Annotated in this window: 20 protein-coding genes and 1 pseudogene; 7 read left to right on the forward strand and 14 right to left on the reverse strand. The window is 63.2% G+C overall.

All coding sequences use genetic code 11. The features are described 5' to 3' along the window. Positions 1-99: 99 nt before the first annotated feature. Positions 100-1,305, reverse strand: a complete 1,206-nt coding sequence (locus tag LB528_RS11170; protein WP_224714900.1) for an ROK family transcriptional regulator — start codon at positions 1,303-1,305, stop codon at positions 100-102. Between the two features lie 157 nt (positions 1,306-1,462). On the opposite strand from LB528_RS11170, the gene LB528_RS11175 reads away from it, so the two are divergent. The 7 genes from LB528_RS11175 to LB528_RS11205 all read left to right on the forward strand — a co-directional run bounded on the left by LB528_RS11175 (position 1,463) and on the right by LB528_RS11205 (position 8,395). Then, complete coding sequence (locus LB528_RS11175; protein WP_224714901.1) at positions 1,463-2,716, forward strand: ABC transporter substrate-binding protein; 1,254 nt, start codon at positions 1,463-1,465, stop codon at positions 2,714-2,716. A 66-nt stretch (positions 2,717-2,782) separates the two neighbouring features. Beyond that, positions 2,783-3,718: a carbohydrate ABC transporter permease gene (locus LB528_RS11180; RefSeq protein ID WP_224514831.1), complete on the forward strand. Its 936-nt coding sequence runs from the start codon at positions 2,783-2,785 to the stop codon at positions 3,716-3,718. After that, positions 3,711-4,616 carry a carbohydrate ABC transporter permease gene (locus tag LB528_RS11185; protein WP_224714902.1) on the forward strand — a complete coding sequence of 302 codons (906 nt, stop codon included), beginning with the start codon at positions 3,711-3,713 and terminating at the stop codon, positions 4,614-4,616. The genes LB528_RS11180 and LB528_RS11185 overlap by 8 nt, the downstream gene beginning before the upstream one ends. A 52-nt stretch (positions 4,617-4,668) precedes the next feature. Beyond that, positions 4,669-5,775, forward strand: a complete 1,107-nt coding sequence (locus LB528_RS11190; RefSeq protein WP_224714903.1) for an ABC transporter ATP-binding protein — start codon at positions 4,669-4,671, stop codon at positions 5,773-5,775. A 14-nt stretch (positions 5,776-5,789) separates the two neighbouring features. After that, entirely contained in the window at positions 5,790-6,557 is a 768-nt protein-coding gene (locus LB528_RS11195) for an SDR family NAD(P)-dependent oxidoreductase (RefSeq protein ID WP_224714904.1), read from the forward strand. Positions 6,558-6,586: 29 nt separating this feature from the next. Then, the gene (locus LB528_RS11200; RefSeq protein ID WP_224714905.1) at positions 6,587-7,564 is read left to right on the forward strand and encodes a sugar phosphate isomerase/epimerase family protein; all 978 of its coding nucleotides are present in this window, start codon (positions 6,587-6,589) and stop codon (positions 7,562-7,564) included. An 18-nt stretch (positions 7,565-7,582) separates the two neighbouring features. Next, the gene (locus LB528_RS11205) at positions 7,583-8,395 is read left to right on the forward strand and encodes an SDR family NAD(P)-dependent oxidoreductase (RefSeq protein WP_224714906.1); all 813 of its coding nucleotides are present in this window, start codon (positions 7,583-7,585) and stop codon (positions 8,393-8,395) included. A gap of 569 nt (positions 8,396-8,964) precedes the next feature. Here the strand turns inward: LB528_RS11205 and LB528_RS11210 are convergent. The 13 genes and pseudogenes from LB528_RS11210 to LB528_RS11270 all read right to left on the reverse strand — a co-directional run bounded on the left by LB528_RS11210 (position 8,965) and on the right by LB528_RS11270 (position 25,930). Then, on the reverse strand, positions 8,965-9,747 hold the full coding sequence (locus tag LB528_RS11210) for an ABC transporter ATP-binding protein (RefSeq protein WP_224514843.1): 783 nt from the start codon (positions 9,745-9,747) through the stop codon (positions 8,965-8,967). 10 nt (positions 9,748-9,757) lie between these two features. Then, a complete protein-coding gene (locus tag LB528_RS11215) occupies positions 9,758-10,621 on the reverse strand; it encodes an ABC transporter permease (protein WP_411962143.1) in 864 nt (287 codons plus the stop codon). 28 nt (positions 10,622-10,649) lie between these two features. Then, positions 10,650-11,651: an ABC transporter substrate-binding protein gene (locus tag LB528_RS11220; RefSeq protein WP_224714916.1), complete on the reverse strand. Its 1,002-nt coding sequence runs from the start codon at positions 11,649-11,651 to the stop codon at positions 10,650-10,652. Positions 11,652-11,966: 315 nt separating this feature from the next. Beyond that, positions 11,967-12,698 carry a histidine utilization repressor gene (gene hutC / locus LB528_RS11225; protein WP_224514847.1) on the reverse strand — a complete coding sequence of 244 codons (732 nt, stop codon included), beginning with the start codon at positions 12,696-12,698 and terminating at the stop codon, positions 11,967-11,969. Position 12,699: 1 nt separating this feature from the next. Then, positions 12,700-13,755, reverse strand: a complete 1,056-nt coding sequence (locus LB528_RS11230; RefSeq protein WP_224714907.1) for a zinc-dependent alcohol dehydrogenase — start codon at positions 13,753-13,755, stop codon at positions 12,700-12,702. A 15-nt stretch (positions 13,756-13,770) separates the two neighbouring features. Then, positions 13,771-15,093, reverse strand: coding sequence for a histidinol dehydrogenase (hisD, locus tag LB528_RS11235; protein WP_224514851.1), 1,323 nt, complete (start codon positions 15,091-15,093; stop codon positions 13,771-13,773). 197 nt (positions 15,094-15,290) lie between these two features. Next, on the reverse strand, positions 15,291-16,064 hold the full coding sequence (locus LB528_RS11240; RefSeq protein ID WP_224714908.1) for an SDR family NAD(P)-dependent oxidoreductase: 774 nt from the start codon (positions 16,062-16,064) through the stop codon (positions 15,291-15,293). A gap of 135 nt (positions 16,065-16,199) precedes the next feature. Then, positions 16,200-18,995 carry a S10 family serine carboxypeptidase-like protein gene (locus LB528_RS11245; RefSeq protein WP_224714909.1) on the reverse strand — a complete coding sequence of 932 codons (2,796 nt, stop codon included), beginning with the start codon at positions 18,993-18,995 and terminating at the stop codon, positions 16,200-16,202. Between the two features lie 227 nt (positions 18,996-19,222). Further along, positions 19,223-19,860: pseudogene (locus LB528_RS11250) on the reverse strand (hypothetical protein). 194 nt (positions 19,861-20,054) lie between these two features. After that, positions 20,055-21,770: a tetratricopeptide repeat protein gene (locus LB528_RS11255; protein ID WP_224714910.1), complete on the reverse strand. Its 1,716-nt coding sequence runs from the start codon at positions 21,768-21,770 to the stop codon at positions 20,055-20,057. Continuing rightward, positions 21,771-23,048 (reverse strand): HlyD family type I secretion periplasmic adaptor subunit, encoded by a 1,278-nt coding sequence (locus tag LB528_RS11260; protein WP_224714911.1) that lies wholly within the window; start codon positions 23,046-23,048, stop codon positions 21,771-21,773. It abuts the gene before it with no gap. Positions 23,049-23,188: 140 nt separating this feature from the next. Beyond that, complete coding sequence (locus tag LB528_RS11265) at positions 23,189-25,492, reverse strand: peptidase domain-containing ABC transporter (RefSeq protein ID WP_224714912.1); 2,304 nt, start codon at positions 25,490-25,492, stop codon at positions 23,189-23,191. Positions 25,493-25,678: 186 nt separating this feature from the next. Beyond that, complete coding sequence (locus tag LB528_RS11270) at positions 25,679-25,930, reverse strand: hypothetical protein (RefSeq protein ID WP_224714913.1); 252 nt, start codon at positions 25,928-25,930, stop codon at positions 25,679-25,681. Positions 25,931-26,620: the final 690 nt, after the last annotated feature.

A 26,620-nucleotide genomic window follows, 5' to 3' on the forward strand; every position in this document is an offset into this window, starting at 1 on the left:
CGGGACAAGCTGGCTGCAGACCCAGCCTTCGGTACTATAGTTCGCCAGCTTCTTGAGCGTCGTTAGCTCCCGGAACCATTCTCTGAGCGGTCTGGCCGATCAGCCGATCGACAGTCCCTCTGTCTGATGTCTCAGCACGAGGCCGACGGCGCCCAGCAACGCATCGTTTTCGGTGTGCTTGCCTACGATTATCCGCGTGCGCAGGGCCGGAGCGATATCGCGGGACTTGATGAGCGTGTGGCGTTCATAGGACGCGATCAGCGGCGTCAACAGAATGTCGCCAGCTAAAGCCATGTGGCCGCCGATGATGATGAGCGGCGGATTAAGCACCGAGCCGATCAAGCCGAGACCCCGGCCGGCGATCTCGGCGGTATCCTCGATCATCCGCAACGCCCGGATGTCCCCCTGCTCTGCCATCGTGATGACGTCGCCCATGGTGACTTGCCGCCGCACGATACGCGAGATCTGTTCCAGTGGCCGGGCAAAACTCGCATAGAGCTCCAGGCATCCGCGATTGCCGCAGCGGCAAAGATCGCCGCCGGGATCGATGCTGATGTGCCCGAATTCGCCGGCGCCGCCGGCGATGCCCGTCACCAGCCGGCCATGCTGGACAATGGCCCCACCGACACCCAGATCGATCTTGAACAGCACGAAATCGTCTTGGCCGATGGCCGCACCCCACATCAGCTCCGCAATGGCCGAGCAGTTGCTTTCGTTGTCGGCGAAGATCGGCTGCTCCAGGACGGGTCCGAACACATCTCGTATGTTGACGCCGGCCCAGGTTGGAACCATGCTCGCGCGCAGCACCACTCCATCGCGGCTGACAGGGCCAGAGACGGACACCCCAACCCCCAGGAGCCCGGCCACCGGCAAACCGTTTTCCTTGTAAGATTGGGCAATTGCCGATTTGACCATCTGGGCCGCCTGTTGCGGCTGGTAGTCCAGAGGCATCGAGATAATTTGTTCGGCAATGACGGAATGCGAGACATCGGCGACGATGAGCCGTATCTCCTGAAGAGCCAGGTGAATTCCAACGCAAGTGCCCGCTGTCGGATTGAGCGTCAAGGCCGCAGCCGGCCTGCCGATGCTTCTGACCCCGTCCCGGTTGGCCGGGGCTTCGATCACCATCCCCGATTTTCTCAAACCGTTGAGCGCGGTTGAGACCGTCGAGCGCGCCAGACCGGTGACGCGTGTAATCTGCGATGCGGAGAGTATACCGCGCTCACTCAGGCACCGCACGATCATGCTCTCCGGCGACGCGGACGGTCTGTCGATCAGCCAGGTTCTAAGCGAAGGTTTTGTCATGAATCAACATAAACATCGTTGACTGATAGCTCCAATATGTCATCTTGGAAAGAACTCGAGATTAACGCATCTCGCCGGCGGCGGCTTCAAACCGCGGCCATAAGCGGTCGATACGAACCGTGCAACACCATATGGGAGTGAAACGATGAAATGCGTCATGACCGCCTTAGCGGCAGCTGCTGCCTGGACCTTTGTCGCCGGGACAGCCTTCGCCGAGCCCAAGACGAACCTGCTGCACCAATGGGCGACGGGATCGGACGCCCAGGCGATCGCCAAGCTCGGCGAGATGTTCACCGCCAAGGGCGGCAAATGGGAACAGACCTCTATCGCCGGTCACACCGCCAATACGCTGGCCAAGCTGCGTGCCGACGTGATCGCCGGCAATGCCCCGCCTGCCGTGCAGCTTAAGGGCCCGGAAATCGCCGAGTGGAACCAGACCGGCATGACCGCCGATCTCGACGAGTTGGCGGGCTCGGAAGGATGGGAGAAAGTCGTCGCGCCGGAATTGCTTCCGGTGATGAAGCCGACCGGCAAATGGGTCGCCGCTCCCATGAACATCCACCGCATCAACTGGCTCTGGGCCTCGCCGAAGGTCATGCAGGCGGCTGGCGTGGCGGAAATGCCCAAGACCTGGGCCGAGTTCAATGCAGCCTGCGACAAGATCGTCGCCTTAGGCAAGATCTGCATCTCGCATTCGACCGCCGACTGGACGGATTCGACGGTGTTCGAGGTCGTGCTCTACGGCCAGGACATCGATCTCTATCGCAAGGCCTTCGTCGAAGGCGATGTCGAATCGATGCGCAGCCCGGGGATGGTCAAGGCCTTCGAGCAGATGCGCCTGATGACGAGCAAGTATATGGATCCGGGCATGGTTGGCCGCGACTGGGATTCGATGTCGGCGCTGGTCGGCAAGGGCGACGCGGCGTTCCACATCATGGGCGACTGGACAATCGGCCTGCTGACCGCCGCCGGCTTCAAGGAAGGCACCGACTATGTCTGCGCCCAGGCGCCGACCGATTGGGGCAAGCCCGGCTTCATCCTCAACTCGGACTCGGTCGTCTTCTTCAAGCAGAAGGACCAGGATTACATCGACGGCCAGAAACTGCTTGCCAGCCTGATCCTGTCGCCTGACTTCCAGACGGTCTTCAACCAGGCCAAGGGCTCGATCCCCGCACGCCTCGACATCGATCTGTCGAAGGGTTTCAATCCGTGCCAGCAGGTCTCGCAAAAGGATCTGCAGGCTTCGATCAAGGAAGGCACGCTGGTCCGCTCGATGGCGCACAATATGACCATCCCGCAGAAGATGCGCGGCGCGATCATGGACGCCATCACCGAGTTCGTGGCGACGCCCGACATGTCAGCCGAGGACGGCGCCAATGCGATGGCCGACGCGGCAGAAGCACAGAAGTAGACGGAAACGGCCGGGCGCAATGGCTAGCCGCACCCGGCCATCCTCCATCTCAGTCCCGCGCTCGAAATGTCAAATCACGACCTGACCCTATCGGTCCCGGCGCCCGCCCGCCCCTGGCGGGAGCGGCTGGGCTCCGCGGTGCCCTTGCTGGTGCTCGGCCCCTCCCTTGTGGCGAGTTTCGTCTATGTCTTCGTGTTCACCGGCTGGACGCTCTACATCTCGCTCTCGAATTCTTCGCTGCTCCCGAGCTACGGCTTTGTCGGCCTGGACAATTATGCGTCGCTCTGGGCGAACCGGCGCTGGAACATCGCCTACAACAACCTCTTTCTCTTCAGTGGTTTTTACATCGTCGGCTCGATGGCCGTGGGACTGCTGCTGGCGATCCTGATCGACCAGCGCGTGCGCGGCGAAGCGGTCTGGCGGACGATCTTCCTCTATCCGCTGGCCGTCTCCTTCATCGTCACCGGCACGGTCTGGAGTTGGCTCTACAACCCGACCGACGGTATCCAGGCGATGGTGCGCGGATTGGGCTGGACGAATTTCAGTTTCGCACTCGCCAGCGATCGGCACCATGCGATCTACGCGGTGATCATCACCGGTGTCTGGCAATCCTCGGGCTTTGCCATGGCGCTCTTCCTGGCTGGTTTGCGCTCGGTGGATTCGGACCTCGTCAAGGCCGCCCAGATCGACGGCGCCTCGACCTTCCGCATCTATCGCAAAGTGCTTCTGCCAACGATTGCGCCGATCTTCCTGGCCGTCGCCGTCATCCAGATCCAGTTCGCCATCAAGACCTTCGACCTCGTGGCGGCCCTCACGAAAGGCGGGCCGGGAATCTCGACCACGTTCCCCGCCATCTATGTCTATGACCTGATGTTCCAACGCGGCCAGATCGGCGAAGGCGCCGCGGCTGCCATCATGATGCTTGCCGCTCTTGCCGTGGTGCTGGTGCCCTATTCGTTCTGGGTGGTTTGGCGCCGGCGCAAGGAAGCCGGACATGGTTGACGCAGCGCTGGACCAGTCGCTCGATCATCGCGCCGCCACGGTTGCAGCGCGCAGGCATTTCCTCACCCGCTTAGTCATCTATGGGCTGTTGGTTGTCTTCGCGGCGATCTATCTGGTCCCGTTGTTGGTCGTGGTGCTGAATTCATTCCGCGATCAGCAAGAGATCGCGCGCAACGGGTTGATCTCGCTGCCACGCAGCTTCCGCCTCGAAGCCTGGAGCCAGGCCTGGAGCACCTATTGCATCGGCGGCACCTGCGAGGGCATGCAGCGCAACTTCTACAACTCCCTGAAAATGACCATTCCGGCAACGATCATCTCGACGACGGTCGGCGCGATGAACGGTTACATCCTGTCGAAATGGCGCTTCAAGGGTTCGGAAGCGCTGTTCACCTGCATGCTGCTCGGCGTCTTCATTCCGGGCCAGATCTCGTTGATGCCGTGGGCGTTCATCCTCGGCAATCTGGGCCTCAGCAATTCGACCTACGGGCTCATCGTCATCCACGCGATCCAGGGCATTTCGTTCACCACCCTGTTCTGCCGCAACTACTACGTCAGCATCCCCGACGATCTGATCAAGGCGGCGCGCATCGACGGCGCAGGCTTCTGGCGCATCTTCCGCAAGATCATTCTGCCGCTTTCCTCGCCGATCCTGATCGTCACCGTGATCTGGCAGTTCACCGGCATCTGGAACGAATATCTGTTCGGCGTCGTCTTCACCTCCGGGCAGCAACAGCCGATCACGGCCGCGCTCGTCGCGCTGACGGCGAGCGGCACGAATGTACGCGCCTATGATGTCATGAGCGCCGCCGTGCTGATCGGCGCGCTGCCGCCGCTGCTGATCTATCTCTTCGGCGGCAAGTATTTCGTCCGCGGCCTGACCCAAGGCGCGATCAAGTGAACGGGCCTCATCGCATGTCGCCGATCGTCCGCTCCCCGAAGAAGGGCACCGTATGTCGACATTGACCATCCGATCCCTGCGCAAGAACTACGGCACGGTCGAGGTGTTGAAGGGCATCGATCTCGAGGCGCAGAACGGCGAATTCATCGCCTTGGTCGGACCGTCCGGCTGCGGCAAGTCCACCCTGCTCGCGATGATCGCCGGGCTGGAAACCGTAACCTCCGGCGAGATCCGCATCGACGGCCGGCTGGTCAATTCGGTTGCGCCGAAGGACCGCGATATCGCCATGGTGTTCCAGTCCTACGCGCTTTACCCGACGATGACGGTGCGCGAGAACATCACCTTCGGCATGGAAAGCCGCCGCGTACCGAAGCCGCAGCAGGACGAGGCCGTCAAGCGGGTTGCTGCTTTTCTGCAGATCGAACCGCTGCTTGGGCGCAAGCCCGGACAGCTTTCGGGCGGCCAGCGCCAGCGCGTCGCGATGGGCCGGGCGCTGGTGCGTGATCCGAAACTGTTCCTGTTCGACGAGCCGCTCTCCAATCTCGACGCCAAGCTGCGCGTCGACATGCGTACGGAAATCAAGAAGCTGCATCACCGCGTCGGCAAGACGACGGTTTACGTCACCCACGATCAGGTCGAGGCGATGACGCTCGCCTCGCGCATCGCCGTGATGCATCAAGGCTCGGTCCAGCAATTCGACGAGCCGGCCACGATCTACAACCGTCCGGCCAATATGTTCGTCGCGGGCTTCATGGGTTCGCCGGCGATGAACTTCCTGCCGGCCGAACTGAGCGAAGAAGGCGGTCGCCCCAGGGTCGCCCTGCCGACCGCCGGCGGCAAGACGGTCGGCCTGTCGGTCGTCCAGACGCTTCCGTCCGGTGCGCCGCGACAGCTCGTTCTCGGCATTCGGCCGGAGCACATCTACCGGTTTGATCCCGATCTTCAGCGTCGCAAGCCAGGCATCGCGCAAATCGATGCCGTGGTCGAACTGGTCGAGCCGACAGGTGCGGAAACCATGGCTGTTCTGCGCCTGGGCGCCAAGGAGATCACCGGTCGTTTCGACCCCGACGGCACACCAAGGATGGGCGAGACGGTGACGCTCGGCATCGACATGGCGCGTGCCTGCTTGTTCGACCCGACGACCCAACGCCTGATCTGAAGAGAGTTCCGCATTTGTCCTTTGCCACCTATCCGAGCCTGGCCGATCGCGTCGTCCTGATCACTGGCGGCGCGTCGGGCATCGGCGCCGACACGGTCCGCGCCTTCGCCGCCAATGGCGCACGCGTCGCGTTTTTCGATCTGCAGCAGGAAGCCGGCGAGAGGCTTGCGCGGGAACTCGCCGTCTCGGCGCCGCACGCGCCACTATTCATGCACTGCGACGTGACCGATATTCCCGCGCTCCAGGTCGCGATCGGCACGGTGCGCGACCGCCTCGGATCTGTCGCGGTGCTGGTCAACAACGCCGCCGACGACAACCGCCACCCAGTTGCCGACGTGACGCAGGAGTACTGGGATCACGCCCAGGACGTGAACCTCAGGCACCACTTCTTTGCCGCCCAAGCCGTGCATCCACACATGAAGGAGTTGGGCTTTGGTTCGATCGTGAATTTTTCCTCGATCGCCTGGCGTTTCGGCGCGGCAGACATGGCGCCCTATGCGACGGCCAAGGCTGCGGTGGTCGGGTTGACATTTGCGCTGGCGCGGGCGTTTGGCCCCGACAACATCCGCGTCAACGCCATCGAGCCGGGTGCCGTCATCACCGACCGGCAACGGCAGCTTTGGTACAAGACGCAGGCGTCGGTCGACCAGGTCGTGCAGCGCCAGATGATCCGCCGGGTTCTGACCGGCGGAGAGATCGCGCGCACGGTGCTGTTTCTCGCCGCCGACGACAGCCGCATGATCACCAAGCAGTCGATCACTGTGGACGCCGGCCTGCGATGACCGCAAAACCCGAACCCAAGGATCGCTCCATGCTCCAGGTCGGCCTGAACCCATACGGTCTGACCTATCATCTCGGCCTCCAGGGCCGCGGCACGTCACGCGCCAATCCCCAACCGGCAGGGCTGGAAGGTTTCATCGCGCTCGCGACCGAGCTCGGCGCACGGGTGCTGGAGATCTGGGTGCCCTGGCTGGCCGAACTCTCCGACGATGCGGTGATCGCGTTGCGAGAAAGGCTCGCCAGCCTTGGGATCACACCGATCGTCAGCGGCGGTCTTCTGGTGAGCGAACCGCTCGACCAGGCATTTCGGGCCGCACGTCTTCTGAGGGCCCAAATCATCCGGACGGCGCTGACGCCGGTTCTATGCGGCGACCGCAACGCTGCCGGCGACAAATGGAGCGAGTTCGCCGCCATCATTCGAGACAGGTTGAAGGAATGGGGTCCCCGCGCGATTGCCGAAGGCCACGTCCTTGCCATCGAAAACCACCAGGATTTCACCAGCCAGGAACTCGTCGATTTCTGCGCACTCGGCGGCGAAGGCGTCGGCGTCACCTTCGACACCGGCAACACGTTCCCGGTCGGCGAAGCGCCGCTCGATTTTACGCGGCGGATCGCACCTTGTGTCCGCCATGTCCACCTCAAGGATTACCGTGTGCAGTTCACGGCCGAAGGCTACCGGCTGATCCGTTGTGCCATCGGCGATGGCGCGGTGCCGTTTGCCGAGCTGTTCGCAATTCTTGCCGAACACCACGATCACATGACGGCTGTTCTCGAACCGGGCGCATTGGAGGCGCGGCATGTCCGCTTTCTGCGCGACGACTGGTGGCACGGCTACCCGCCGAAGACGGCGCGCGAGTTTGCGGCCTGCCTGCGGGCCGCGCAGCGCAATCGGCTGCCCGACGATGCCGATTACCGCACTCCTTGGGAGCGCGAAGACGACGGTTCCCTGGTTTCCTACGAGCTCGACATGATCCGGCGCAGCGCCGCTAAAATGCGCAATTTGGTTTGATGAAGTGGAGAAGATCTGGTGACGACACGTGAACTCGATGGATTGACCGCCTTCGTGACCGGTTCCGGCCGAGGTCTTGGCCGGGTGATGGCCGAGCGCCTGGCGGAACTCGGCGCCAATGTCGCGGTCCACGACATCGACGAAACAGCTCCGGCCAAATACGGCGAGTTCGCCAATCTCGGCGAGGTGGTCGAGCGCCTGAAGCGGCATGGGACGAAGGTCACGTGGGTGACCGGCAACATTGGCGACCGGGAGGCGGTGGCCGAGATGAAGCGCAAAATCGAGGCCGATCTCGGCGACGTGCATGTGCTGGTCAATTGTGCCGGGGGCGACATCGGCGCCAGGGGCGGCAAGCCGAACCCGAACAACGCCCTCGACATCGAACTCGAGGACATCCGCGTGCTGACCGAGAACAATCTGATCGGCACGATGCTGGTCTGCCAGGCCTTCGTGCCGCCCATGAAGCAGCGCGGCGGCGGCTCCGTTATCAACATCGCGTCGGCGGCGGCTCACCTCGGCTGCTCGCCCGAGGTCGTCTACTCGACGTTGAAGGCCGCGGTCGTGCATTACACGCGCTGCCTCGCCAAGGAACTGATCGACGACGGCGTGCGCATCAATGCGGTCAGCCCCGGCGCAACCAAGACGGCACGGTTCCAGGCGACCCGCGTGGTCGATCCGGCGCGCATGGACTCGAGCAAGAAATCGCTAAACCGGTATGCGGAGCCGGAAGAGATCGCCGAAGCGGTGGCCTTTCTCGCTGGCCCCCGCGCGCGCTTCATCAACGGGCAGGTCATCCGCGTCGATGGCGGTTTCACGATCTTCCCAGGTTGAGCAGGGGAGCTGCTAGGCTCCCCTGCCCTAACGCGGCGCGTTCGACGCGGCGCGCGTTCGGCCGTGTTGCGCTCGGGCAACATGGGCTGTGGAACTCACTAGAACGTCATCAAATGACGGCTGTGCCGTCCCCGCAGTGCGCGCGCAAGGCACTGTTGAAAGTGACCCTTGCGAGATGGCTGACGGGCAGCCGTCATGGCGCCGCCGTCCAAAGATCAGCCCGCGAAGGCCGCACCATCGAGACTCGCCAGCGAATTCGCCATACCGACCTGGGCGAGAGGTTGGCCAGGTGTCGAGGGAGTATTGCCGTGGCGCTACTTTTTCGAACCTTCGACCCGCGACTGTTTCCAGCCGCGGGTCGGGAGAGTTCTCGAGAAACCTGTCGTCAAATGTTGGCGAGCAATTCGTTGACGCGGCTTTCCATGTCCTGTCCCCTTCGTATTCTCTCGTATGGTCTGGCGAACCCAGGGATCACGAGGAGGACTAAACTAATCCCGCGTCCTCCCGTATAACCGCGCCGCCAATTCAACGCCGGCGATACTGTGGGCGGCCGGCAAGGCTGGCTCGCCTCATGCCGTTTCTGGACGTCTCGAAGCTTCTCGGATCGCCTTGTGGACATTGCGCTGCAGGTCCATGAACTCCGCGCTTTCCATGATCTCTTCCCGGCGCGGGCGCTCTATGTCGACGTTGAAGGTTCGCATGATGCGTCCCGGGCCGATCCCCATGACGACGATGCGATCGGACAGGTAGACGGCCTCCTCCACGTCATGGGTGACGAAGAGCACGGTTAGCCGATGCTCCTCCCAGATCTGCGTCAGCAGCTCCTGCATCTGGTGCCTGGTCAAGGCGTCGAGCGCGCCGAAGGGCTCGTCCATGAGCAGCATCTTGGGGCGATAAGACAGCGCCCGCGCGATGGCGACGCGCTGCTTCATGCCGCCCGACAATTCCGACGGATAGAGGTCGGCGCAGTGCGGGAGCTTGACGAGGTCGAGATGCTCGCGCGCGATCCTGCGGCAGGTCGAGCGATCATAGCCCGCGGCCTTGAGGGCAAATTCTATGTTCTGCTGCGCCGTCAGCCAGGGCAGCAGCGTGTAGGACTGGAAGACGACGCCGCGATCGAGGCCCGGCTTGAGGATCGGGGAGCCGTCGATGTCGAGCTCGCCCGCGTCGAAATCCTGCAGCCCGGCCACGATCGACAGCAGCGTGCTCTTGCCGCAACCCGACGTGCCCACCAGCGAGACGAACTCGTTGTCGGCAAGGTCGAGATTGATGTCGCGCAGCACCTGGGTGCGCCGCTCCCCGGTGCCAAAGCTCTTGTGCAGGCCTTCGACGCGCAGTTTGGGCAAACTCATCGGCCGAACCTCATTGCGCGTGGCCTTCCTGCCGGAACAGCACCTTTCCCAGCGCCTTCATCACCTGGTCTGTGATGAGACCGAGCACGCCCAACAGCAGGATGTAGCCGATGATGGTGTTGGTCTGGAAATAGCGCTGCGACACGGTGATGCGGTAGCCGAGGCCGGAAGTCGCCGCGACGAGTTCCGCCAGCACGAGCCAGGTCCACGCCCAGCCCAGGCTGATGCGCAGCGTGTCCCAGATGCCTGGCAGGGCGCTGGGAACCACGATCCGCGTCAGGATCTTGCGGTCCGGCAGGCCGAGCGTCCTGCCGAGGCCGACGAAATCCGTTGGAACCCGCTTCACATTGTCCATGATCATCAGAACCTGCTGGAAGAAGGTGCCAATGAAGATGATCAGGAACTTCTGGGCATCGCCGGTGCCCGACCACAGGATCGAAAGCGGCACGAAGGCGACCACCGGCATATAGCGGATGAAATCCACAAGCGGCTCAATGGCAGCTTCCCAGACCCTGAAGCTGCCGATCAGCACGCCGATCGGAATCGCCAGTGCCGAGGCGATCAGGAAGCCGACGGAGATGCGATATATCGAGGCCTTGAGGTCCAGCCACAACGTGCCGTCGCTCCAGAGCTTGCCGAGCTGCCCCGCCACGCTTTCCGGCGAAGGCAGGAAGATGGGCTTCACCAGCTCCAGGCCTGTCGCCGCCCACCAGGCAAGGCCGAGGCCGGCAAAAACGGCCACGGCGATCATCAGGAAACGCGACCGCGTGATGGGCGCGCCGATCCCGGAGGATCGTCGGCGCGACACCGGTCTCGCAGCCGGTCTTTGTGCTGGGCCGGACTGGCTCGTTTTGGCGGCGCGCTGCTCGGACATCCGCGCTACCACCGTAACGCAGCCTTGGTCATTCCGCGGCCTTGACGAATGACGGGTCGATCATCTGCTCCGGCGTCACGTCGGCCTGGAGGAGCCCGGCATTCTTGGCGGCGGCTTCGACATCAGCGAATGTCTTGGTGGAGAACTCGCCGGTCAGAGCGCTCTTGTTCTCGGCGAGGGAATAATAGCGCACGCCGTCGAAGGCGGTGTTGAGGTCCTCGACACTGGAACCGACGGCCTTGGAAATGATGGCGCGGCCGCCAGCGGTGTCGCCATTGTAGTCTTTCAGGGCCGCATCCCAGGTCTTGATCATGGCAAGCACCTGGCCGGGACGCGACTTGATCACCTCGTCGCGCACCACAAGCACGTCGCTGATCAGGCCGGGATCCTCGCCGGCGGTGAAGAGGAGCTTGACGTCCTTGTTCTGCGCCCTGGCCGCGGTGAGATAAGGTTCGTAGGTGACCGCGACCGGGACCTGCCCGGCAATCAGCGCGCTGCCGGCGTCAGCCGCCGGCATCGGCACCGGCTGCACATCGGCAATGGACATGCCGTTCTTGGCAAGGGCATATTTGAGCAGGATGTCGCTGGTCGTGCCCTCCTCGAAGGCGACCTGCTTGCCCTTGAGGTCGGCGACGGAGGAAATGTCCTTACCGGCGATCATGGCGTCGGCCGTCATGCTGACGTCGAGCAACAGCACGATCTTCACCGGAAGGCCCGCCGCAACCATGCCCATCGCGGTATGGGTCGCGATGTTGGCGCCATCGAGCTGGCCGCTCGCGAGCGCGGCGTTGATGTCCTTGTCCTCGGCGAAGTTGACGATTTGGACGTCCGACAGCCCGCTTGCCTTGAAAAGACCCTTGGCTTCGGCGACGTGCCACTGGCCATAGCCGAGCCATGGCTCGATGCCGATCTTGAAGGTTCCCGCTTCAGGTTTCGCGGGAATGGCCGCGTCGGCGGCATAGGCCGCCGGGGCGAACCCGATGACGGCAGCCGCGACGAGTGCACGAAATTGTCCTGCTAGGTTATGCATCATCTCTGTTCCCCTTTATGATCGCGACGCTCTTTGAACTGGATATCCGGCCTGGATGAGAATGCAGGCTTATGCTCTTGCGGCACTGTGCCTCGGCGTCTTACCTGCCACTTCAACGGAAGCGCAAGGATAGTCAACGTCAGCGGCGGTGAATGTCAAGGCGAAAATACATACATGCATATACAAGCTGGAGCCGCTCGAACCCGCGGCTTCCTGGGCATCGGGCCGCATCCGTTTGCCGCATGGCGTTCGGGTCGAGCGCATCCAGGAAATCCGTCACGCGGTTTGCGCCGGAACGGGACTCGCTTGTCGCGATCAGCCGCTTTTGGAAGGCGAGTACCGGCTGCCGAGCGAATAGCGGCTGCCGACGTAGGTCAGCTTGCTAATGGTGGCGACGATCGCTCCCGTCCACGTTCGGCGGTTCAGAAGCAGGCAGCAGCTGCCGGCATCGATGCCCAGATGCCGCGCCGTCTCGGCATCGGCGGGGATGGCCGAGATGATATGCTCGACCTCGGTCACCGGTGTCTTCTGCATCAGGTAGTCGTAGGTAGCGGTCTTGGAAAAATCCTGCTTGTCGTAGTCGGGTATCAGGCTCGGATTGACGAAGCGCTCTTCCAGCTGCACGGGCAGATCGTTCTCGAAATTGACGACGACGGAATGGTAGACCGACGAGCGCCTGGCGAATTCGAAGGACAGCGCAAGCTCCTTTGCCGGCATGATTTTTTCGAGGACGAGAACCTCGGAACGATGCTTGTTGCCGCGTGCCAGGATCTCGGCGACGATATTGTTGATCTCGATCAGGGCCGATTGCGGCCGCGGCGGCGCGATGAATGTTCCCACCCCCTGGAGCCGGATCAGAAATCCCGCGGAGGTCAGTTCCCGTAAGGCGCGGTGAATCGTCATCCTGGACACACCAAGCGCTGCCACGAATTCATTTTCCGACGGCAGCTTACGGTCCTTGCTCCATCGGCCGGTTCCGATGTTCGTCAGGATGTAGTCCTTGACCTTCTCGTAGAGGGGGCTGGCCGTATCGGGCAAAGTGTTCATTTCAGATGTCCTTTCCGGCAAGCATCGGAAATCGGGAATGCTCGAGAGGTTGCCGCATTCGAATGATTGTTTTCAAACCGTCGCCCTGGCCTGCCAACAGCCGCTGATAGGCCGCGGGGACGTCATCCAGGCCGATCTCGCGGTCGATCAGGCTGATCCGCGGCTCGCTCAGGTCACCCAGCATCCGGATGGCATCGGGAAGCTCGCCGGCGAAGGCGTGGCAGCCCAGCAACGCGATCTCCCGCTCGACCAGCATGTTTGGGTCGATGTCGAGCCGGCCGTGGAAGATGCCGACCATCGCAATGGTGCCGCCCGGGCCGAGAACACCCAGCAACTGACCGAGCGCGGCGATGCTGCCTGTCGCCTCGACGGCCGCGAGCAAAGGGGTATTCGCAGTCGCTGAGGCAATGGCATGCGGGTCCAGATCAACGATCGTGGCGCCGGTCACGCGGGCAACGCGGGCGCAGCGGGCCTGGTTGCGGTCGGCGATCAGCACAGTGCCCGCGAAGGTGCGCGAGAGCAGCAACGCGGCAAGGCCGCCGATGGTCCCGCAGCCGAGGACAAGCACCGAGCCTGCTGTTTTCGGCAGGCGCCGCACCGCGTGCAGCGCAACGGCGAGCGGCTCGGCCATCGCCGCCACCCGTACGTCAAGCGCGGCGTCGACACGATGCAGCAGGCGCGCAGGGAGAACCGCCTGTTCGGCAAATCCGCCATCGCATATTTCGCCGACGAAGCCGAGCGAGGTGCAGAGATGCCGGCCGCCACAACGGCATTGCGCGCACTCTCCGCACCAGAAGCGGGAATCGGCGACCACCCGGTCGCCAATGGCGATGGTGTCGACGCCCTCTCCGACGGCGATCACCGTGCCCGTCAATTCATGGCCGGCCGTCGAAGGCGAGCGGCTTATCCATTGGCCGGTGCGGAAATTGTGCAGGTCGGACCCGCATATGCCCGCGGCGTCCACCTTGAGCTTCACCCAGCCCGCATCGGGGACGTCCGGGGCAGCGATATCCTCAACCCGCAAGTCGCCGGGTCCGTAAAGCCGCGCGGCCTTCATCGTCTTCGCTTTCTCTCAGACCGAGAGATACTGGCTGCGGATTTCCGACACCGCGTTTTCATGCGAGCTGAAGCCTTCGTAGCGGGCGAGCCTGCGCGCATGCTGGGCGAGTTCCGGATAGGCCGCCGACGTCACATAGCCGACCGACGAGCGCTTGACGAAATCCGTGACCGACAGCGGCCCATAGGTGCGCGCCCACCGGCTGGTCGGCAACACGGCATTGGGCCCGAGGACAAAGTTGGCGAGCGTCACCGGCGTATGCGGACCCATAAGGATTTCGGCCGCTTCGGTGATGTGCCCGAGATGCGCGAATGGTTCCGTCGACAGGATCTCGAGATGCTCCGGGGCATAGTCGTTGATGAAGCGGTAGCTGTCTTCAAGGGACGCGGTAAGCACGATGCCGCCGCGCTTTCCAGTCAGCACCGCGCGCGAGAATTCGACGCGCTGTTCGCTCATGCGGGACCAATGCTGCGGCAGCGCCGCAAGGGCGGCCTCGGCGACCTTGCGGCTGTGCGTCACCAGATAGGCCGAGGAATCCGGCCCGTGCTCGGCTTCGATCAAAAGGTCCAGCGCGGCAAGGCCGCCATCGACGCTGTCATCGGCAAAGATGATCGCTTCGGACGGGCCAGCTGGAAGGCCGGTGTTGATGACCGAGGACAGCAGGCTCTTTGCCGCCACCACCCAGGGACTGCCCGGCCCGACGATCTTGACGGCGGGCTTCACCGTCTCGGTGCCATAGGCGACAGCAGCGACCGCCTGGGCGCCACCGCATTTGTACACGGTCTCGACGCCGGCGAGGCGTGCGGCAACCAGGGTCGCGGCATCGACGGATCCATCGGAAGTCGGCGGCGTCACGATCGCTATCTGGGGCACGCCGGCAATCACAGCCGGAACCGAGGTCATCATCGTCACCGACGGGAAGGCGCCCTTGCCGCGCGGAACATAAAGCGCCACGGAGGCGATCGGGGTGTATCTGTCACCCGCATAGGCGCCCGGCCGGACTTCCTTCAGCCACATCGTTTCCGGACGCTGCTCCTCGTGGAAATGCCTGATGTTCTCGATACCGAACCGGATGCTCTCCACGACATCCTTTTCGACCTTGTCGAATGCCGCGCCGAACTCCGCTTCCGAGACCTTGAGCCCGCCATCGGCCACTTCGGCCTTGTCGAACTCGCGCGCGAACCGAAGCAGGGCCGCATCACCTTCGGTCCTGACCGCCTCGATGATCGGACGGACTTTTTCGACGAAGACAGAAAGATCGGTTTCGGCGCGCCTCAGCAGGCTGGCCCGCCGGTCGGCATCGAGGGCCGACAGGTCGTGGAAGCTGATATCGGACATGGCTGCTCCTTCTCCTGGAACGCAGTGGCAATTGGCGATGGCCGGTCACACGCCTGGAAGGCCTTGAGACCGGCAATACGGGGCAAGGATCGCAGGTAGAACAATTGCCAGACTACAAAAGCATATACATGTACGTATAACAGCTGTCAGCATTTTCTGCGTCCCGCCAACTCGAGCCCAGCTGATGGGAGGCCACCTCAGATCGACGCGAGAAAGCCGCCATCGACGGGGATGGACTGGCCGGTTATGTAGGCCGAGGCATCGGAGGCGAGGAATACCGCAATCCCGTGCAGGTCCGATAGGTCGCCGAAGCGGTGCTGCGGAATCTTGGCGAGCATGGATTGCCGCCATGCCTCATTGCCGTAGAACACTTCCGTCATTGCTGTCCTGAAATAGCCGGGGGCGATGGCGTTGACCCTGATCCCCAGATCCGCCCACTCGGCCGCCAGCGCGCGCGTCATGCCGAGCAGACCCGACTTCGACGAGCCATAGGGCACAGCCGTCGGAATCCCGACTTCGGAGGTGAGCGAGCAAAGATTGATGATGGCGCCGGGCCGGCCGGCATCCTTCATGCGCTGCGCGGCGGCCTGGGCGCAGAAGAATGCGCCTTTGAGATTCGTGTCGACGATTCTGTCCCAAAGCGCCTCGTCGACATCGAGCGAGGGGCGGACTTCCTCCATCCCGGCATTGTTGACGAGAATATCGAGACCGCCGAGCAGGCTGGCGGCCTCGGCTGTCGCCGTCCTGCAGCGGCCGACATCGGTGACGTCCAAGGCGATGGCATGCGCTACTCCACCTGCGGCGCCGATGGCTGCCGTCGTCTCCCCAAGCGAGGCAAGGCTGCGTGCCGTGACGGCGACATCGGCGCCGGCCGCGCTCAGTGCCTCGGCAATGGAACGCCCGATGCCGCGGCTTGCGCCGGTAACAAGCGCTTTCCGGCCCGACAGGTCGAAGAGCGGAGCGTTGCGCATGCGATCCTCCTTGGAACGGTCTGCTTAGCGATCTCACTCGAGCCTAGCCGATCGAACTTATCTATACAAGCATATACAAACCGCCTGGGTCCCGGGGGTCGCGCCGCAATCAGGTCTTCGGGAGCGCCGGCGGTTTCAAGCAGCCGCCGCTGCATTTCGCCGTCGGCGGGGCGCTGGGCGCGCCGTTTCGGCAGCAGGCTTGCGTGGCGCCTCAAACAGCGCGCCCAATTTGTCCGCGATAGGAGTGCCGATGCCGGTGCAGGGGTCCGGGCCGATGCGGGCGCGGAAATAACCGTTATCGCCGCTGGTTATGTCGTTGAAGCAGGTGTGGTTCAGCCAAAGCTGCGGCGCCACCATTCCGAGCTTGCGCCCGAAGGCGGCAAATAGTCCGGCATAGAGCGGCGCCACGGCGCTGGTGCCGCCGATCACTTCCTGCCGGCCGTGCACGAAGACACCGTAGCCCGTATAGGGATCGGCACTGGCGGAGACGTCGGGCACCATGCGGCCGGGGCCGTGCGGAGCTCCCGCCTGCCATGCCGGCATGGGGCGGAAGAGCTCCGAGAAGCCGCCGCCCGTTCCCGAGCCGTTCGGGTTGCCGGGATCGTCGTTCCAGACGGTCTCTTCCGCATTGGCGCCGTGCGGCTTCATGGTGCCGCCGCAGCCAACGACGAACGGGCTGGAGGACGGCAGGTCAACATTGGCCGGATCGGCCCCGCCGTCCGAGGAATCGTTGTCGCCCGATGCGGCGAAGACAATCATGCCGGCCTTGGTGGCGGCCTCCGCCGCTTTATTCAGCCTGCCGGGATAGTCGGTGCCTGCCATTGTTGCCGCCGACGTCCAGTTGGCCTCGTCGGAGCCCCAAGACACAGAGCAGACATCACAGCCGTCGGCCGCGGCGGCGATGATCGCGGTCGCCATCGCGCCCCAGTCGCTCCCGTCAGCCCAGTAGACGCGGATGCTTGCCGCATCGCCGGTGGCCACGGAATAGGCTGCGGCGGCGACTTCGATGTCGAGCGCGACTTCGCGGTCCGGGTCGGCAGCCGGGTTGCCGGAGTGCTTGTTCGCATCGTTGCGGCCGCCCCCGATCGGCACGTCGACGATGGTCGGTGCCGGCAGGCCCGTCGAGCGGAAATAGGCATCAATATCCTTCTGCACCCACCCGCCGCCGAACTCGATGATCGCGATGACGCCGCCGCCGACGAGGCCGCTCGGCCAGCCATAGGCCCGGCACAGATCCGGTACATTCCACGCTTCTGCACCGGCAGCAGCAGGACGGAAGGCGACGTCGCCGACGCCGGGCAGCTTGAAATAGGGCCGGATGATGTTGGGCACCGCGCGCGACAGCGCCGCTCTAGCTTGCAACTGGGCGCGACGTGTGCCGACCGCCCGGTCGTACATGGCGGCGAGATCGGCTTTCATGGCCGTTCGCGAAGCGCCGTCGAGGTAGATCATGTGTCCCGAGGGGTAATTTCTGATCGCAAGATTGGCGCGCACCCGGGCGTCCTCCAGCGGCATCGTGTCCAGCGTCAGCTTGGTTTGGAAAAAAGGCGTCACCGAATCGTAGTAGCCGTTGGCCGAGAGCACCAGCAGGTCGGGATTGGCGGCCATTGTGGCGGCGAGATCGCCTGCCGTGTAGAGGGTCGGGTTGCCCTGGCTGTCCGGCTTCTGCACTGCGCCCGTCGGATCGGTGTGACTAAAGTCCCAAAACTGGAAGGCCTGATCGTTGAGGTCGATGAAGTTCGAGGTGGCAGTGAATTTGAGGTCGTTGCTGAGATAGCTGTTCCACATTGTGGTGTAGACACCGCCCACAGCCGCCATGGTCGGGTCGTTCATGCCGCCATCGGGCGAGACGATGGCCGATATGCCCGTATCGATGCCGGTCACCCGCCCGTCATAGGCGCCCAGCGCCAGGCCCTGGTCCTGCAGAAGCTCGATTAGGAAGGCGGAATGACCGAGCCGGTCGGCAGCCTCCACGTTCAGCCGCCAAGCACCGAGTTCGCTGGCGGGCAAGCCGAGGTAGCGGCTCAGCGTCTCCACCGCCACGGGGTCTGCCTTCGGGAAAGCGTTAAGTGCTGCGCTGTAGGGGCCCTGCGCGAACTGAGTCACGGTCTCCATGTATGAGGCGAGGTCAGCTGGCAGTGGCTCGATGCCGGTCTTCTTGTGAAACCACGCATCTGCGGCAAAGGTCGGCATGAGGCCGACCGCGTTGGAGAAGTTGGCGGGATAGTCAAGCACGCTGGATTGCAGCGTGATTCCGTTGAGGTCGAGGCCGTCCTCGTGCAGCAGCCAAGCCAGCACGCAGCTGCGAGCCGTGCCGTAGGATTCGCCGAGCAGGAAGCGCGGCGAGTTCCAGCGATTGAAAGCGCTGAGATACCGCTTGATGAACTGCTTGATCGAGACGGCGTCCTGATCGACTCCCCAGAAGTCGCGATTCTTGAAAGGTGCGATCGCCGCGGAATAGCCGGTGCCGACCGGGTTGATGTAGACCAGGTCGCTGCGTTCGATCAGGCTATCGGGATTGTCCTCCATGGCGTAGGGCGGAGGCGGCGTGAAGCCGGGCATGCTGGTTCTGATGCGCCTGGGCGCAAACGAGCCGAGCAGCAGGAAGACCGATGACGAGCCAGGCCCGCCATTGTAGAAGAAGGTCACCGGCCGGGTTGTCGCGTCCATGCCGTCCGCCGTGAAGGCGACATAGAAGACCTTGGCGGCCGGCTTCGAACTCGACGGATCGACGGCGACAAGATGACCGGCTGTCGCGGTGTAGGAAACGGAAATCCCGTTCACCGTGGCCACGTGGTGGGTGATGGCGGCGTTCTCGGTCACATCCGAGACAGAGTCGTCCGGCCCGGATCCGTAGGCGGTGGTGTCGAGAAACGGCTGATCTGGCCCAGGCTGGCCAACGCCCAAGCCCTTGTTGATCGTCTTCGCCATAGCCGGCCTCCAGGACCACGAGTTCACGCCAACCGATACCGCTCGGTTGCCCTCCGCCCCGGCGAATGTCCTTCGTTTTAAATTTGTTAAATTCTTATTCTATACTTCTGTAACATGTAGCAACCAAACAATACTGTACGCCCGCTTGGCAGAGTCTACAAGTTCTGAGGATTGACGCCCGTCAGTCGGGATCGCCCGCCAAGTTGCCGAGGCGCGCCTTAAAATTGTCAGCGCAGAAGACCCTCACTCTCGAAATCCTCCCAGCCGCGCAAGTTGGAGCGAGATGCATTGTCCCGGTCGCCATCGCCTGAAGTTGAACCCCTACGGCCACTTTTTTGAGCACGCTTCAGGGCAGCCTTCGCGGCAGCGCGTCGCCGGTTCTCAGCAGAGGTCGCGGCATCCTCGTCCCGCCAGGCGCTGACCAGGTCGCGGTCGAGCACATCTTCGATATGGCGCGGCTCGAAGACGTGGAAGGTGATCTTTCTTGCGCGGCCGCGAAGTTTGACCGTTCTGGTTCCGGCGCTCTGCAAGCGCCCGTCCTTCAGCCAGCGGTGCCGCTCGGCGGAGGAGATTGTCAGGATGTCCTCGACTTCGCGGGGGATCACCGGCAGGTCTTCGATGTTGTGCATTGCTTGAGTGATGATTGCGGAGGCCGATTCAACATCGGCGTCATCGCCTTCCGGCAGCCTCAGGCTGAGCACCCTGGATTCGATGTGAAGCAGCTTTCTCAGTGCAAGAGGTAGGCGCGCCCCATGTCGAGGAAAATGCCCCTCGCCCTTACGGACGATCCAAGTGTTGCCGCTGGGGAGAGTGGCCACTCTGCTATCAGTTTTTCTGCTAAGTCGACTTTTCGACGGACGGGCATGCCTTAAATATGTAGCCGATCGAGCCCGCTTCAACACCAACTGGCCGTTGAGCCTCTGCTTGCCCTCGCTTCAAGCTTATTCCCCTAGGGCGTCGATCGGCGGCCTGCGTGCTTGCATGCCTCACGCCGGCGAACATCTGAGGCGTATCCCAGATACCGATCCCGGAAGCCAAAAACCGCGAGCTATATCGCCGCTATGTTTCGGCGAGCTCGTCGGAGGCTTCCTGGACACCGTGCGCTGCCGCCCGCTCGAACCAAATGCGGGCGGCAGCGGAGTCATGGTCGCCGGCAATGCCCCTGGAGAGATAGCGGCCAAGCATGAGCTGCGCATGCCCGTGGCCTCTTTCAGCGGCCGCTGCAAACCATTCCTGCGCCGCTTTAGGATTGATCGATAGGCCTTGTCCGGTCTCGTACAATGCCCCGATCGCGAACATCGCCCCGGCATGTCCAGCAGCGGCGGCTTGCTTGAAAAGATAGGCTGCGGCAACGACAGAGCGTTCTCCACCGCGACCGTTGTAAAGCATTTCGGCAAGAGCGACCTGCGCGCCCACAAGGCCAGCTTTTGCCGCCCGCTCAAACCAGACGCGAGCCTGCCTCTGATCGGCAGCCACGCCTCGTCCTTCCTGAAGCATGCGGGCATACATATATTGTGCCTCGGCAACGCCTTCGGCCGCCCGCCCCATCCAACGCGCCGCACGCTCCTGGTCCTTGCCGACACCCACGCCTTCCGCGAAGCAGAGACCGAGATTGAACGCCGCAACCAGATCGCCTGATGATGCGGTTGCCCCAAACCATCCGGCTACGCTGACAGCGTCATCTGGTTCGCCCGCGCCTTCAAGGACGAGGTTTGCTAGGTCAACTTGGGAGTCGCGGTCGCCGCTGGCTGCTGCGGAACGCAGCAAGCGAGTTCCTTCCTCAGCGTCCTGAGCCACACCATTGCCCGAGAGATAGAGCGAAGCCAATGCACGTAAGGCCGGCTGGTGACCGCCATCAGCAGCCCGGCGGTACCAGCTCGCTGCCTCCGCAAAGTCCCGCTGAGGCCGGCTCGCATACAGTTCGCCCAAGCGATAAGCGGCTTCGATATTTCCTGCCAGCGCGGCGCGACGCATCCAGGCTTCACCGGCGACAGGGTCCAGATCCACCAGGCTACCCTCGATGAGTGCCAGCCCCAGCCGGAATTGAGCGGATGCGAGTCCCGTCTCCGCCGCATCCCTGTAAAGCCGCTGAGCCGCGTCCAGATCGACAGCCACTCCCATCCCGTGCTCGGTGAGCACGGCAAGCAGATAGATCGCCGTCGGCAGACCGGCGTCCGCCGCCCGGCGAAGCTCTGAGGCGATTCTGGTTCTCTGCTCCGGCTGCCTCAATCGGGTCAAAGAAAGGGCCAGGCCAAGGCATCCTTCCGGGCAACCGGCCGCCGCTGATTTTTCGTACCAGCCATGCGCGGCGTCAAGATCGCGCATCGCTTTTGGACCCTTGCTCAGTATGTAGCCGAGCAGGGCTTGTCCTGTAGCGGATCCGGCTTCGGCGGCTTTCCGCGCGAGGTCGAGCGCTGCCGCGAAGTCTGGCTCGCCCGAGGAATTTCGTTCGAACAAGCCTTCTGAACCAACTCCAATTTCTTGTGGCGCCAGCCCGGCTACGCAGAGCGCAGCTAGGAGGGCTTGCGCATCGGGGCTGCCGCGATCGGCTGCGCGCCGCAACCAGCGCGCGCCCTCCGAATGGCTTGGCGGCACGCCAATGCCTTCCAGGTAGCAACGGCCGACCTGATATTGCGCTTCCACAATGCCGCCGCGCGCGGCAATGGCCATCAGCACAAAAGCTTCTTCAGGCTTGCCGCTGCCGGAGAGCTGAACCGCCCGGCGAAGTGCCAGCGCGGGATGAATACGTGCGGTCAGGCGGTCGAGGATCGCCATCTAGGGCTCCCGCATCGCTTCCTGTCCGATCGGCAGCAGGGCGCCCAGCAGATATTTTAGCACTGTGCGGCGGCCCACCTTCACGTCAGCAGTCACAGGCATGCCGGGACTGATCGCGAAGTCCGCCGGCAAACCGTGGAGTGCGACATCGTCGATAGATATCTGGGTGCGATAGAATAGGTCCGCATCGGAGGGCAGCATTGCCAGCGAACTGTTTGGATCGCGCGCTTGTTCCCTGGCCGAAAAGGAGTCCGGGCTGACCGCGCGAACGGTGCCATGCGCCAAGCCATATTGCGAGTAGGGAAAGGTATCGAACTTGATAGCCACAGGGTCGCCGACATGGACGAAGCCGCTGCTGCGCCCAACGATATTGGTCTCGATCTCGAGCACCGCGTCGGATGGGACAAGTGTGATCAGGCGCTCGCCGGACTGCAGAACCGAACCCACCGACACCTTGGCGACCGACTGAACGGTCGCATCGGCTTCGCTCTTCAACTCCACCAGCTGCTTGCGCAGCTTCGCCTTGTTTAGAAGCTCGCGCGCGTCCGACATGCGTGAATTCGCTTCCGAAAGGCTCTGCGAGACATCGGCACGCCAGCTCTGCACGTAGCCGTCACGCTCGGCTGCGGCCGCGGCCTGCTGACGCTTGGCAGCCTCGGTCGTCTGCTCGGCGTTGTTCAGCGAGCGCGACATCTCCGCCGAGTTGTCCTCGGCGAGAAGCGTGTTGAGACGGCTCCCAACCTGCCTTTCTTCGAGCTGCTGACGCATCTTTTCGATCGATGCCGCGACAGCCAGACGCTGCCGATAGCCCTCTGCGTCGGATTGTGAGCGCGAGATGACGGAGCTCAACTCGTCACGCTGCCTGTCGAAGCTTTCCAGCTTTGCATCATATACCGCCTTTCGGCGATCGAAGATCGCGGCCTGCAATGTCCAGCTCGGGTCCAGTCCATCATAGCTGAAAGGCAAGCCCTCGGCCTCGGCTTTGAGGCGCGCCACTTCGGCTTCGAGGGTTGAGACCTGAGTGGCCAGCGCCGTAAGGTCCGCTGAAGCGAAGGTGGCATCCAGGCGAGCCAGCACCTGGCCGGCCTTTACACGCTGGCCTTCGCGCACCTCGATCGATCGTACGATCGCAGTCTCCAACGGCTGGACGATGATGTTGGGCGATTGCGAGACCACAAGCCCCCTTGTGGTGACGACCTGGTCGACGGGGATCAGCGCCGCGAGCACAATCAAGGCGGCGACCATGCTGGAGATAATCCACACGATACTGCGCGCCACCCAGGGAATCGGCGCATTGGCGACTGCCGTCGACGGCCATTTGAACTCAAGAATGGCAGGAGCAGTCGGATCGCTCGCATCTCGCCGGCGCCGGTGAACTGGAAGGGTGGAATGAGTGGTGCTGCTCATTGCCGGCCAGCTCAGTCGGGTCGAGACGGCACTGCCGCCAGACGGCCATGACGCCCGTCAAGATGCCGGTTCTGCTGGAACCAGAGCTGGCGATAGACAGCGCACCGCTCCAGAAGCACCGGGTGAGAAGCGACATCGAGCACCTTGCCCTGGTCGATGACGAGGATCTGGTCGCATTCGGTTAAAGAGGCGAGCCGATGCGAAACGATGATCATCGTGCGACCGCTGGCGATGCGCATCAGGTTCGCGCTCACTACGGCCTCGCTCTCCGGATCGAGCGCGCTCGTCGCCTCGTCGAGGATCAGGATCGTCGGATCGTGAACGAGCGCACGAGCGATTGCCAGCCGCTGCTTCTGGCCGCCAGATAGGTTGGGCGAACCCTCCTCGATATAGGTGTCGTAGCCGTTCGGCATGCGCTCGATGAATTCGGCCGCACCTGCCAGTTGAGCGGCACGCATCGCGTCGGACAGCGTCAGACCAGGACGTCCCGCGATGATGTTGTCCCTGATCGAGCCGCGGAACAGAAAATTGTCCTGAAGGACGACGCCCAGTCCCTGGCGCAAATGGCGGAGGTTGATTTCCTTGAGATCAACCCCATCGAGCTTAAGGAACCCGCTGTAGTCACGGTTTATTCCCTGCAACAGGCGCGCGATCGTCGATTTGCCTGATCCGCTGCGCCCGACAATGCCGAACATGGTACCGGCCGGGACATCGAAGCTGACCCGGTCGAGTGCCGGTGTCTTGGTGCCGATGTAACTGAATGTCAGATCGCTGAACTTGATCTCGCCGACGAGCCTTGGCCGCAGGCCGGCAGAATTGGAACTGCTCTCCAATGGCCGGTTGAGAACCGAAGCGGCTTCCCCGATCGCGGCGCTGACCTCCTCATAATCCTCGACCAGCCGTGCCAGTCCGACCAGTGGCTGGGCGACGCGCTGGGCGATCATCATGAAAGCGAACAGGCTGCCGACCATGTAGCCCGACCGGTCGTTCATCGCGAGATAGGCGCCGATGAGCATGGTGCCGAGAACCATCACACGCTCGATCGGCGTGACGAGAGTCTGCGGCCAGTTGGCCAGTTGCCCGAAAGCGAGACGCGCCTTGCCGGCGTCGGCCACCCGTTCGTCCCACATCGCCTTGCGCTGCGGTTCGAGCCCGAGCGCCTTGACGGTCTTGATGCCGACGACGGTCTCGCCGAGCGCGGCTGCCTTCAAGGTCTCCGCGTCCACGACGCGTTGATAGCGTCGGCGCAGCGGCGCGAGGAAGGCGAAGATCGTCGCCATGATCACGACCGCACAGGCGAGCACCATCCAGGCCAGTATGGGATTTATGTAGAAGATGACCGGGATCAGGACACACAGCGTGATCAGATCCAGGAATGTGCTGAGGAGCTTGCCGGTCAGGAACTCACGAATGCGATAAACCTGGGCAAGGTGATACATCGTCTCGCCTGCAGGATGCCGCTCGAAATAGTCGAGAGGCAGGCGCAACAGCCTGCCGAAAACATGCAGATTGAGCTTCGTGTCCAGACGCGCGCCGACAACGTTGACGATCAGCCGCCGAGCATGGCCGAGTAGTGTCTCGTAGACGAAGACAACAGCAATCACGGCCGAGAGAAGCACCAAGGTCGAAAAGCTGCTGAACTGCAGCACCTTGTTGACCACCGTCATTACGATGAGAGGTGGCAGAACGGTAAGAATACTAAGCGTAAACGAGGCGATGCCAATGTCGCGTAGCGGGCGGCTCTCGAGCCGCACCAGATCGATCAGCCAACCAAACGTGAATGGCGCGTCCGCCGCGACGTGGGACCGCGCAGCCCGCAACAAGACGGCCTCGCCAGACCACACCTGAGCGAGGCGGAGCTCGTCGATTGGTAGAGCGTCCGCGTCGTCGGAAGCGTCGACGCTCTTGAGGAAAACGAGGTTGTGTTCGGCGCTTGCCCCGACAAGGAGACCGGCTCCGCCATCGTTGAACAGGAGGACGATTGGCCCCGCGTGCTCAAAGCGCAACAGATGCGACCAGCGGATACGCAACGCACGAGACCACATCCCGGCGTTCTGGGCCCACTGCGAGAGGTCGGAGGCGGTTGGAAACGAGCCTTCGGCCGTTGCTCGGAATTCATTAGGATCCAGTTCGACACCGTGATAGCGGGCGACCTGGAGCATTGCCTTGACTCGCGGCCCGATCCGATCGAAAGCGGCGGGGCCGCCAGGGGTCCGGTCCTCTGCGATCTGTTGACCGTTCCCGGCTTTGCGCGCTTCCATATCCGTACGGATTGGGACCGGCTGAGCCAGGGTGTATTGAGGAACGCTCACCATCTACTTCCCCTGCGACCTTGCGAGGGTTCGAGAACGCTGCCGCAACGACTGCGCCGGCGTGGGTGCACGGCAACTCTATTGTAATGCGAACAAGGCCACGGCACGAGCCTTTTCCCTCTGTCCAAGACGCAAGGGCGCGGGCCCTGCGTTTCCGCAAAGCCCGCGCGTGCTTTTCTTGACCGACACTCAGTCATTCGGCTTCAGAATATCCTTCAGAGCCTTTTTCAGCGTGTCGTCGGCCTGACCGTAGCCAGCACCTTGCTTGCCCTTGTCCGATACCAGGTCGGACGTCGCGCCGGACGGCTTATTCTGGTTCTGGCCAAAGCCTTTGACCGTGTTGAGCACGTTCAAGAGATCGGTCGTCGCCGAATTGGCAGCCTGGCTGACAAGCTTCCCGAACGAGGCAGGGCCGCCGCCGCCGGACGAGCCGGACTTCAAGAACTGCTTGGAGTCCGTCAGCCCCAGCGTGCTTGCCGTTACGGTGGCGTGGGGCCCGCCATTTCCATTGCCTTGGCCACCGGCAGAGTTGCCCTGTCCTTGATGCGAGCTGTTATCGGCATTGTTGTGGTCGCCAGAATTGCCTGGCGCGTTCTGTTCGCCATTGCCGTGCCCGTTGTTGCCCTGCGGACCTTGATGCCCGGTTTCGCCGCCTGGGCCTGTCGGTCCGGTGGCTCCGGTCGGACCGCCGCTACCCGTCGCTCCGGTTGAGCCGGTAGCACCAGTCGCTCCGGTCGCACCAGTTGAGCCGGTGGCACCAGTCGCTCCAGTGGCGCCGGTATCGCCCGTCGCACCTGTGGCTCCCGTTGCTCCGGTAGCCCCGGTTGAGCCGGTGGCACCAGTTGCGCCAGTGGCGCCGGTCGCACCTGTGGATCCGGTAGCTCCGGTTGAGCCTGTGGCACCGGTTGCTCCAGTGGCGCCGGTATCGCCCGTCGCACCTGTGGCTCCAGTTGCTCCCGTCGAGCCTGTGGCTCCGGTTGCTCCCGTCGAGCCGGTGGCACCAGTCGCTCCAGTTGCCCCGGTCGAGCCGGTGGCACCAGTTGCTCCAGTTGCGCCGGTATCGCCGGTCGCACCTGTGGCTCCCGTTGCTCCCGTCGCGCCCGTGGCACCAGTCGCACCAGTTGCTCCGGT

It is taken from the genome of Mesorhizobium sp. CA4 (genome assembly GCF_020165075.1).
GTDB lineage: Bacteria > Pseudomonadota > Alphaproteobacteria > Rhizobiales > Rhizobiaceae > Mesorhizobium.

What these genes read in the sequence shown, in the direction of transcription:
- LB528_RS11215 (WP_411962143.1), bottom strand. Translation starts at nt 10,621, where the DNA reads ATGTCCGAGCAGCGCGCCGCCAAAACGAGCCAGTCCGGCCCAGCACAA.
- LB528_RS11245 (WP_224714909.1), bottom strand. Translation starts at nt 18,995, where the DNA reads ATGGCGAAGACGATCAACAAGGGCTTGGGCGTTGGCCAGCCTGGGCCA.
- LB528_RS11175 (WP_224714901.1), top strand. Translation starts at nt 1,463, where the DNA reads ATGACCGCCTTAGCGGCAGCTGCTGCCTGGACCTTTGTCGCCGGGACA.
- LB528_RS11170 (WP_224714900.1), bottom strand. Translation starts at nt 1,305, where the DNA reads ATGACAAAACCTTCGCTTAGAACCTGGCTGATCGACAGACCGTCCGCG.
- LB528_RS11185 (WP_224714902.1), top strand. Translation starts at nt 3,711, where the DNA reads ATGGTTGACGCAGCGCTGGACCAGTCGCTCGATCATCGCGCCGCCACG.
- LB528_RS11190 (WP_224714903.1), top strand. Translation starts at nt 4,669, where the DNA reads ATGTCGACATTGACCATCCGATCCCTGCGCAAGAACTACGGCACGGTC.
- LB528_RS11230 (WP_224714907.1), bottom strand. Translation starts at nt 13,755, where the DNA reads ATGAAGGCCGCGCGGCTTTACGGACCCGGCGACTTGCGGGTTGAGGAT.
- hisD (WP_224514851.1), bottom strand. Translation starts at nt 15,093, where the DNA reads ATGTCCGATATCAGCTTCCACGACCTGTCGGCCCTCGATGCCGACCGG.
- LB528_RS11240 (WP_224714908.1), bottom strand. Translation starts at nt 16,064, where the DNA reads ATGCGCAACGCTCCGCTCTTCGACCTGTCGGGCCGGAAAGCGCTTGTT.
- LB528_RS11265 (WP_224714912.1), bottom strand. Translation starts at nt 25,492, where the DNA reads ATGGTGAGCGTTCCTCAATACACCCTGGCTCAGCCGGTCCCAATCCGT.
- LB528_RS11200 (WP_224714905.1), top strand. Translation starts at nt 6,587, where the DNA reads ATGCTCCAGGTCGGCCTGAACCCATACGGTCTGACCTATCATCTCGGC.
- LB528_RS11220 (WP_224714916.1), bottom strand. Translation starts at nt 11,651, where the DNA reads ATGCATAACCTAGCAGGACAATTTCGTGCACTCGTCGCGGCTGCCGTC.
- LB528_RS11255 (WP_224714910.1), bottom strand. Translation starts at nt 21,770, where the DNA reads ATGGCGATCCTCGACCGCCTGACCGCACGTATTCATCCCGCGCTGGCA.
- LB528_RS11180 (WP_224514831.1), top strand. Translation starts at nt 2,783, where the DNA reads ATGTCAAATCACGACCTGACCCTATCGGTCCCGGCGCCCGCCCGCCCC.
- hutC (WP_224514847.1), bottom strand. Translation starts at nt 12,698, where the DNA reads ATGAACACTTTGCCCGATACGGCCAGCCCCCTCTACGAGAAGGTCAAG.
- LB528_RS11210 (WP_224514843.1), bottom strand. Translation starts at nt 9,747, where the DNA reads ATGAGTTTGCCCAAACTGCGCGTCGAAGGCCTGCACAAGAGCTTTGGC.